The sequence below is a fragment of the Micromonospora sp. NBRC 110038 genome (assembly GCF_020884815.1).
Classification (GTDB): Bacteria; Actinomycetota; Actinomycetes; order Mycobacteriales; family Micromonosporaceae; genus Micromonospora; species Micromonospora haikouensis.
The window spans coordinates 1285632-1294828 of record NZ_BBOL01000001.1 but is presented as its reverse complement, the minus strand read 5'-3'; the positions used below and the strand labels follow the sequence as shown (position 1 = coordinate 1294828).

At 74.6% G+C, this 9197-nt stretch carries 4 protein-coding genes; 1 reads left to right on the top strand and 3 read right to left on the bottom strand.

Features of this window, described 5'->3' with window-relative positions; genetic code table 11:
• Positions 1-34 precede the first annotated feature (34 nt).
• Positions 35-5590 carry a type I polyketide synthase gene (locus LPU61_RS05475; protein ID WP_229404311.1) on the bottom strand — a complete coding sequence of 1852 codons (5556 nt, stop codon included), beginning with the start codon at positions 5588-5590 and terminating at the stop codon, positions 35-37.
• 286 nt (positions 5591-5876) lie between these two features.
• On the opposite strand from LPU61_RS05475, the gene LPU61_RS05470 reads away from it, so the two are divergent.
• A complete protein-coding gene (locus LPU61_RS05470) occupies positions 5877-6635 on the top strand; it encodes a thioesterase II family protein (RefSeq protein WP_305071869.1) in 759 nt (252 codons plus the stop codon).
• Positions 6636-6690: 55 nt separating this feature from the next.
• Here LPU61_RS05470 and LPU61_RS05465 read toward each other — a convergent pair whose 3' ends face one another.
• Both LPU61_RS05465 and LPU61_RS05460 read right to left on the bottom strand, forming a co-directional pair.
• Entirely contained in the window at positions 6691-7578 is an 888-nt protein-coding gene (locus LPU61_RS05465) for a cyclopropane-fatty-acyl-phospholipid synthase family protein (protein ID WP_077937012.1), read from the bottom strand.
• A gap of 23 nt (positions 7579-7601) precedes the next feature.
• Positions 7602-9182 (bottom strand): bifunctional 3-(3-hydroxy-phenyl)propionate/3-hydroxycinnamic acid hydroxylase, encoded by a 1581-nt coding sequence (locus LPU61_RS05460; RefSeq protein ID WP_043962707.1) that lies wholly within the window; start codon positions 9180-9182, stop codon positions 7602-7604.
• Positions 9183-9197: the final 15 nt, after the last annotated feature.

The following is a 9197-nucleotide window of genomic DNA, read 5'->3' as shown; positions in this document are numbered from 1 at the left end:
GTCGCGTTGGTCGGCAAGCGGGGCGGTACGACGGTCAGGAGCGACCGAACGTGCTGTCGATGAAGTCGAAGAGTTCGTCGTCGCTGGCGTCGTCGATCACCTGGGCGACGCCGGCGGTGTCACCGCTGTCGCCGTCCCAGCGGGTGAGCAGCGCCCGCAGGCGGGCGGCGACGGCGGCGCGGGTCTCCTCGTCGGCGGCGAGTTCGGCGAGGGCCTCGGCGGGGGTCGCGGCGAACGCCGCCTCCAGCCGGTCCAGTTCGTCGAGGAGGGTGGGCGCGGACCGGCCGGTGCCGAGCTGCGTCATCAGGTGCCCGGTGAGCGCCTCGGGGGTGGGGTGGTCGAAGACGAGGGTGGCCGGCAGCGTCAGGTCGGTGCGGGCGGTGAGCCGGTTGCGCAGGTCGACGGCGGTCAGCGAGTCGAAGCCCAGTTCGGTGAAGGACTGGCCGGGGGCTACGGCGGCGGCCGTGGCGTACCCGAGGACCTCGGCGACCTGACCGGTGACGAGTTCCTCGACGAGCCGCCGGCGCTCGGCGTCGGGGGCGTCGGCGATCCGGTCGCGGAAGTTGCCGGCCGGTGCGGCGGACCCGGCGGCGCTGCGCCGGGCGCGGACGCCGGCCAGGCCGCGCAGCGGCGCGGGCAGGTGGTCGACGGTGGCGAGGGCACGCAGCGCGGCGAGGTCGAGGCGGACGGGCAGCAGCAGCGGCTGCCGGCTGCTGCGGCTGGCGTCGAAGAGGGCGAGCGCCTGCCCGACCGCGAGGGGGGTGATGCCCTGGCGGGCCATCCGTTCCCGGCGGGCGGTGCCCAGGTCGCGGGTCATCCCGCTGTCGGTCTCCCACAGCCCCCAGGCCAGGGAGGTGGCGGCGAGGCCGGCGGCGCGCCGGTGCTGGGCGAGCCCGTCGAGGAACGCGTTGGCCGCCGCGTAGTTGCCCTGCCCGGGGCCGCCGAGGGGGCCGGCGATGGACGAGAACAGCACGAACATCGGCAGGTCCAGGTGCCGGGTGAGGTCGTGCAGGTGCCAGGCGGCGTCGGCCTTGGGGCGCAGCGCGGCGGCGATCCGCTCGGGGGTGAGCGCGGTGACGGTCGCGTCGTCGAGGACCCCGGCGGCGTGCACGACGCCGGTGAGGGGGTGTTCGGCGGCGACGGTGGCGAGCAGCGCGGCGACCTGGTCGCGGTCGGCGACGTCGCAGGCGACGAAGCGGGCGTGCGCGCCGAGGCGGGTGAGTTCGGCGAGGAGGTCGGCGGCGCCGGGGGCGTCGCCGCCGCGCCGGCCGGCGAGGAGCAGGTGCCGGACCTTGTGGGCGGTGACGAGGTGGCGGGCGAGGAGGCCGCCGAGGGTGCCGGTGGCGCCGGTGACGAGCACGGTGCCGTCGGGGAGGAGGTCGACGGCCCCCGTGGGGTCGGGTTCGGCGGGGGCGAGCCGGGGCGCGAGGAGCTGGCCGGCGCGGAGGGCGAGCTGGGGTTCGTCGCTGGCCAGGGCCCGGCCGAGCAGGTCGGCGTCGATGTCGGGGCCGGCTTCGGGGTCGAGGTCGACCAGCACGAGCCGGCCGGGGTGTTCCAGTTGCGCGGAGCGGACCAGGCCCCAGACGGCCGCGCCGGGCAGGTCGGTCACGTCGCCGGTGGCGGTGGCGGGGACCGCGCCGCGGGTGAGCACGACGAGCCGGCGGTCGGCGTGCCGGTCGTCGGCCAGCCAGCCCTGGACGGCGGCGAGGGTGTCGGCGAGCCGGGCGCGGGTGGCGTCGAGGGGGTCGCCGGGCGGGGTGGTCCCGGCGGGCGACAGGTCTCCGGCGGGCAGCAGCACGAACCGGGGGTCGAGCCGGCCGGCGGCGACGGCGTCGGCGAGCGCGGGGAGCCCGTCGGGCAGCGACGCGGCGGCGGTTGCGGTGGAGCCGGCGGCGTCGAGCGCGACGATGCCGGTCGCCGGGCGGGGCGGCAGGGGCAGCGCGGTCCAGCGCAGGTCGAACAGGGGCAGGTCGGCGGGGCCGTTCGGGTCGAGCTGGTCGGCGCCGACGGGCCGGGAGACGAGCGAGTCGACCCGGGCGACGGGCGCGCCGGTGCCGTCGGCGAGGGTGAGGGTGACGGCGGAGCCGGCGCGGGTGACGCGTACCCGAAGGTGGGTCGCGCCGACGGCGGCGAGCGCGACGCCGGACCACGCGAACGGGAGTCGGGCCCCGGCGGTCTCGTCGGCGTCGTCGGCGTCGGTGAGGCCGACGACGTGCAGCGCCGCGTCCAGCAGCGCGGGGTGCAGGCCGAACCCGTCGGCGGCGACGCCGTCGGGCAGCACGACCTCCGCGAGCACGGCATCGGGGGTACGCCACGCGGCGCGCAGCCCCCGGAACGTGGGCCCGTGGTCGACGCCGAGGCGGTGGAGCTGGGCGTAGATGGGCTCGACGGGCACGGGGGTGGCGTCGGCGGGCGGCCACTCGGTGAGCGCCTCGGGGGCGTCGCCGCCGCCGGGGGCGAGGACCCCGTCGGCGTGCCGGGTCCAGTCGCCGTGCGGGTCGTCGGCGGGCCGGGAGTGGATGGCGAGCCGGCGGCGGCCGTGTTCGTCGGGGGCGGCGAGGCTGAGCTGCACCGCGCGGGCGCCCTGCTCGGGCAGGACGAGTGGGGCGGCGAGGGTCAGCTCCGCGAGGGTGTCGCAGGCGGCCTGTGCTCCGGCGTGCAGGGCGAGCTCGACGAGCGCGGTGCCCGGCACGAGAACGGAGCCCCACACGACGTGGTCGGCGAGCCAGGGCTGGGTCTGCACCGACAGCCGGCCCCCGTACAGGCGGGTGTCGTCGTCGGCGGAGACGAGTTCGGCGGTGAGCAGGGGGTGCCCGGCGCTGCGGACCCCGAGGCCGGAGGCGTCGGCCCCGGACGGGCTCGCGTCGAGCCAGTAGCGCTGGTGGTGGAAGGCGTAGGTGGGCAGGTCCACGGTGCACAGCCGGCCGCCGGTGTGGGTGAACCACGCCGCCCAGTCCACGGGCGTGCCGGTGACGTGCAGCCGGGCCAGGGCGTTCACGATGCCGGTCGCCTCGGACTGGTCACGGCGCAGCGCCGCCACCAGGTGCACCGGCCGCTCCGCCGGAACGTCGGCCGCCATCGCCGTCAACGTCGCATCCGGCCCCACCTCCACGAACGAGGTCACGCCCAACCCATGCAGGGTGGTGATCGAGTCGCCGAACCGCACGGCCTCCCGCACATGCCGCACCCAGTAGTCGGGGCTGGTGATCTCCCCCGCCTCGGCGACCCTGCCGGTCAGGTTGGAGACGATGGGCAGCCTCGGCGTCTGCCAGTCCAGGCCCGCCAGGACCGTCCGGAACTCGGCGAGCATCGGCTCCATCAACCGCGAATGGAACGCATGACTCACCGGCAGCCGCTTCGCCCGCCAACCCCGCTCGGCACACCGCTGGGCGATCACGTCCAGGTCGGTCGTCGGCCCCGACAGCACCACGGACTGCGGGCCGTTCACCGCCGCCACGTCCACACCGTCACCGGCCAGCGCACGCACCTCGGCCTCGGACGCACCGACGGCGAGCATCCCGCCGCCGGACGGCAGGCCCTGCATCAGCGAGCCACGCGCCGCCACCAACGCGCACGCGTCCTCCAACGACAACACACCCGCCACATGGGCGGCCGTCACCTCACCGATCGAATGACCCACGAGATAGTCGGCCGTCACACCAAACGAGGCCAACAGCTCATGCAACGCCACTTCCAGGGCGAACAGACCCGCCTGCGTGTACACCGTCTGATCCAACAACCCCGCCAGATCAGAGCCCGGTGATGCGAACACCACCTCCCGCAACGAACGTTCAAGCCGGCCCGCGAACAGGGCACACACCCGGTCGAACGCGTCCGCATACACCGGGAACCGGACATACAACTCCCGACCCATCCCCGACCGCTGCGCACCCTGACCCGTAAACAACAACACCCGACGACCCGACGACACCTCGCCGGTGACCACACCCGGGGCGGTCTCGCCGGCGATAAGCGCGTCCAGGCCGGACAGCAGGGCGTCGCCGTCGGCGCCGAGGAGCACCGCCCGGTGCTCCAGGGCGGCCCGCGACGTCGCAAGCGACCAACCCACGTCGACCGGCGACAGCCCGGACCGCTCCCGGACGTGCCCGGCCAGCCGGCCCGCCTGCCCGGCAAGGGCGTCGGCCGTACGCGCCGACACCAGCCACGGCACCACCGGCAGCCTGACCGGCGCCGTCGGCTCCGCGTTGGCCGGCTCCGCCTGCTCGACGATCACGTGCGCGTTGGTGCCGGAGATCCCGAACGACGACACCGCCGCCCGGCGCGGGCGGTCGGCCGCCGGCCACGGCGTCGGTTCGGTCGCGAGGGCGACCGCGCCTGAGGACCAGTCCACCTTGGACGACGGCGTGTCGACGTGCAGGGTGGCGGGGACGAGGCCGTGTCGCATCGCCTGCACCATCTTGATCACCCCGGCGACGCCGGCGGCAGCCTGGGGGTGGCCGAGGTTCGACTTGATCGACCCGAGCAGCAGCGGCGTCTCCCGACCCTGCCCGTAGGTCGCGAGCAGCGCCTGCGCCTCGATCGGGTCGCCGAGGGTGGTGCCCGTGCCGTGCGCCTCGACCACGTCCACGTCGGCCGGCGACAGCCGCGCCGACGCGAGGGCCTGCCGGATCACCCGCTGCTGCGACGGACCATTCGGCGCGGTCAACCCGTTCGACGCGCCGTCCTGGTTCACCGCGCTCCCCCGCACCACGGCGAGGACGCGGTGGCCGAGCCGCCGGGCGTCGTCGAGGCGTTCCACGAGGAGCATGCCGACGCCCTCGGCGAGGGCGGTGCCGTCGGCGCCGTCGGCGAACGCCTTGCACCGGGCCGACATGGACAGGTTGCCCTGCCGGGTGAAGTCGACGAAGACGGCGGGGGTGGGCATCACGGTGACGCCGCCGGCCAGGGCCAGGTCGGATTCGCCGGAGCGCAGCGACTGCGCCGCGAGGTGCAGGGCGACCAGCGACGACGAGCAGGCGGTGTCGACGGTGACGGCCGGGCCCTCGAACCCGAGCGCGTACGCCACGCGGCCGGAGCTGATGCTGCCGGCGTTGCCGAGGCCGAGGTAGTCGACGACACCGTCGGGGACGTCGGTGGCCCCGGCGGCGTAGTCGCCGTGGGTGAGGCCGGCGAACACGCCGACGCGGCCGCCGCGCAGCCCGGTCGGGTCGATCCCGGCGGACTCGAACGCCTCCCAGGACACCTCCAGCAGCAGCCGCTGCTGCGGGTCCATGGCGAGGGCCTCGCGGGGGGAGATGCCGAAGAACCGGGGGTCGAAGTCACCGGCGTCGTGGACGAAGCCGCCCTCGGCGACGCAGGAGGTGCCGGGGCGTTCGCGGGTCGGGTCGTGCAGGTCGGTGAGGTCCCAGCCCCGGTCGGCGGGGAACGGGCCGACGGCGTCGCCGGAGGCGGCGACGAGGTCCCACAGCGCGTCGGGCGAGGTGATCCCGCCGGGGAAGCGGCAGGCCATCCCGACGATGGCGATCGGCTGCCCGGCGGCGTCCTCGACGTCGCGGAGGCGTTGCCGGGTCCGCCGCAGGTCGGTGGTGACCCTCTTCAGATACTCCCGGAGCTTCTCTTCGGTGTCCATCAACCTGACCCATCGCGGTGGCCGGCGGAGACCTGACGTAGGCGACGGGACGAATGCGCGAATTCCTCAGGCCAGATCGGTTCTACGTCCTTTGCACAATGCGGCCGGCAGCCCCCGGGTCCCCTCTGCCGGGGAAAGCTATGGCGTCGCGATGACCTGCGACAACCCCTAACCCGCGCGGCGGTCCGCTAGGGGTGGCCGCCCCCGGTGGATCCGATTAGCGTCCTTTTGATCGCACCGGTGCCGGCGGATCCCGGCACCACCGCTGGAAGGACCGCGTGTACGCATGACCGACTCAGACAACGGCCTGTGGGTCCGCCGGTTCCACCCGGCGCCGGCCGGGGCGCGGCGGCTGGTGTGCCTGCCGCACGCCGGTGGGTCCGCGAGTTTCTACTTTCCCGTGTCGCGGGCGCTGTCGCCGGCGGTGGAGGTGCTCGCGATCCAGTATCCGGGGCGGCAGGACCGCCGCCAGGAGCCGTGCGTGGACAACCTGCCGGAGCTGGCCCGGCAGGTGTTCGGGGTGCTGCGGCCGTGGCTGGACCAGCCGCTGGCGATCTTCGGACACAGCATGGGCGCGACGCTGGGCTTCGAGGTGGCGCGGCTGATCGAGGCGGAGACGGGCGCGTCGGCGGCGCACCTGTTCCCGTCCGGGCGGCGGGCCCCGTCGTGCCCACGGCACGAGACGGTGCACCTGCTCGACGACGAGGGGCTGCTCGCCGACGTACGCAAGCTCAGTGGCACGAACTCGGCGGTGCTCGGCGACGCGGAGCTGCTGCGGGCGGCGCTGCCGGCGATCCGCAACGACTACCGGGCGGCCGAGACGTACGAGTACACGCCGGGGCCGAAGCTGGGCTGCCCGGTGACGGTGTTCACGGGCGACGCCGACCCGAAGACGACGGTCGACGAGGCGCGGGCGTGGGAGCGGCACACCACGGGCGCGTTCGACCTTCAGGTGTTCCCGGGTGGGCACTTCTTCCTGGCGCAGCACCAGCCGGCGATCCTGCGTACGATCTCGGCGGCTCTGGCGCGTACGCCGGTGTCCTGACCGCAGTGGTTCGTGGCGCGGCCCCCGCCGGACACCGGCGGGGGCCGCGTCGGTGTCACGGCTTGTGCGCGACGGCGATGACGTAGTCGAGCAGCGCGAGTTCCTTCTTGATGAGCGTCTCGTCGCGCCAGTGGTTGGCCATGCCCTTGACGGCGCTGCGGTCGGCCTCGGCCTGGAACGCGGGGTCGGACGGGCGGCTGGCCTGGAACCGCCGCCAGCCCTCCCAGGTGCGGTCCTGGATGGACTGCACGTCGGCGTTGGCGAAGCCGGCGGCGGTGAGCTGCTCGGCGTAGCCGGCGCGGTCGTGCCAGTTCTCGTCGGGGATGCTGAACTTGATGAAGCTCAACGGGCCCGAGTTGATCGACATGCGGGCGGTGTCGTTGCTGAGCGGGATGATGTCGGCGGTGGCGAGGGTGCCGCCGGGCTTGAGCACCCGGAACGCCTCGGCGAAGAAGGCGCTGCGCGGATAGAAGTGGAACGCCGACTCCAGGGCGACGACCCGGTCGAAGGTGCCGTCGGCGAAGGGCAGCGCGAGGGCGTTGCCGAGCTGGAACTCGGCCTGCTCGGCCAGGCCCTCGCGGCGGGCGCGCTGCTGGGCGTGCTCGACGTGGCGGGGGGTGACGTTGATGCCGTGCACCTTGGCGACGCGGCGCTCGCGCAGCCAGGCGAAGTCCTGGTCGCCGTAGCCGAAGCCGACGTCGAGGACGGTGTCGTCGGGCTTGAAGCCGGCCGCGTCGGCGAGCTTCATGGCCAGCGCCTCGCCGGCCACGTCGAGGCTGGTGACGCCGTCCTCCCAGTAGCCGACGTTCATGTAGCGGGTGGTGCGGGCGGCGAACTCCACGTTCGGGGACTGGATCTCGTAGAAGCGGCGGACCCGGGTCACCGGGTCCTTCGTGGCCAGGGTGCGGATGACCCGGCCGAGGGTGCGGAGGTTCTCCAGCATGTCACTCCTTGCGCAGCAGGTGGTCAGGGTTGCGGCACCCGGGCGGAGACCTGCTGGCGCAGGTCGTCCACCAGGGCGGCCAGGCCGGTGGGGCCGGCGGCGACGCCGAAGACGTAGAAGTCGGGCCGGACCAGCACGGCGTCGGCGTCCGCGCCGGCCAGGTAGGTGAGGTAGACGCCGTCGAGGTCGACGACGTCGGTGCCGGCCGCGTCGGCGTCGGCGTCGGCGGGACGGACGGTGACCCGGCGGACGTCGAGGGCGTCGAGGAACGCGGTGGCGGCGTCGTCGAGGGCGGCGGCCGGGTCGGCGCGGGTGATCAGCACGAAGCCGCGGCCGACGACGTCGTCGAAGCGCCCGGTGCGCCCGTCGGCGGCCACCCGCCCCTGGGGTACGGGGTCGCCGGCTCGCGGGGCGGGCGTGCCGTCGGGACGGCGGTGCAGCACCCCGTCGGCGATGGCCTCGCGCAGCGACCGGGCGTGCTTTTGCTGGGTACGGCGGCGCAGCGCGGCGAGCATCACCGAGTCGCGGCCGGCGGCCTGCTTCGGGTCGGTCTCGCAGATCACCTTGCCGGAGTCGATGGACATGCGGATGGCGTGCTGCACGTGCGCCTTGCGTTCCACCTCGTACGTGTCGAGCAGGGTGGCGTCGGCGAGTCCCCGGCGCACCAGGTCCAGCTTCCAGGCCAGGTTGATGACGTCGCGGAAGCCGGAGCTCATGCCCTGGCCGAGGAAGGGCGGCATGACGTGGGCGGCGTCCCCGGCGAGGAACACCCGCCCGGAGCGCCACGTGTCGGCGTAGCAGGCCTGGGTGGTGTAGACGCCGTACCGGTCGAGGCGGGCGGTGGCGGGGGTGATGTCGAACAGGCCGAGCAGCCGCCACACGCTGGCCTCGGTCTGGAACTCCTCCAGGGTCTCCCCCGGCACCCGCATGAACTCCCACCGCCGGTGGTCGGGGCCGGCGGAGACGGCGGTGCGGGGGCGGGCCGGGTCGCAGATCTGCAGGTTGTTGGGCTTGAACTCGACGGGCTCGTTCAGCACGACGTCGCAGACCAGCCAGTCGTAGCCGAACCCGAGGTCGGTGACGGTCGCGCCGAGCCAGCGGCGGACGAAGCTGTTCGCGCCGTCGCAGCCGAGCACCCAGTCGGCGGTGAAGGTGCGGGGCGTGCCGTCGGCGTCGACGGCGGCCACCTCGACGTGGTCGCCGTGGTCGGCGAGGTCGGTCACCTCGACGCCGCGCAGCACCCGTACGCCGGGCAGGGCCGCGCCGCGCGCGGCGAGGGCGGCCTCCAGGCCGGGCTGGTAGAAGGAGATCGAGTCGGGCCAGCCCGTCGGGCCGTCCTCGGCGACCTTGACGTGCAGCAGGGTGCGGCCGAAGCCGTTCTTCCAGGTGTATTCGCCGGACAGCTCGCACACCGGGTCGAGGGTGTCGCCGAGGTCGCAGGCGGCGAGGATGCGGCTGGCCTCGCCGTCGTAGGAGACGGCGCGGGGCATGCTGTAGGGGGTGGCCCACTTCTCCACCACCTGCACGGTGAAGCCGCGCTGGGCGAGCAGGATCGCCGCCACCTGGCCCACCGGGCCGTAGCCCACGATCAGTACGTCGGTCATCGCCGTCCCCCCGGG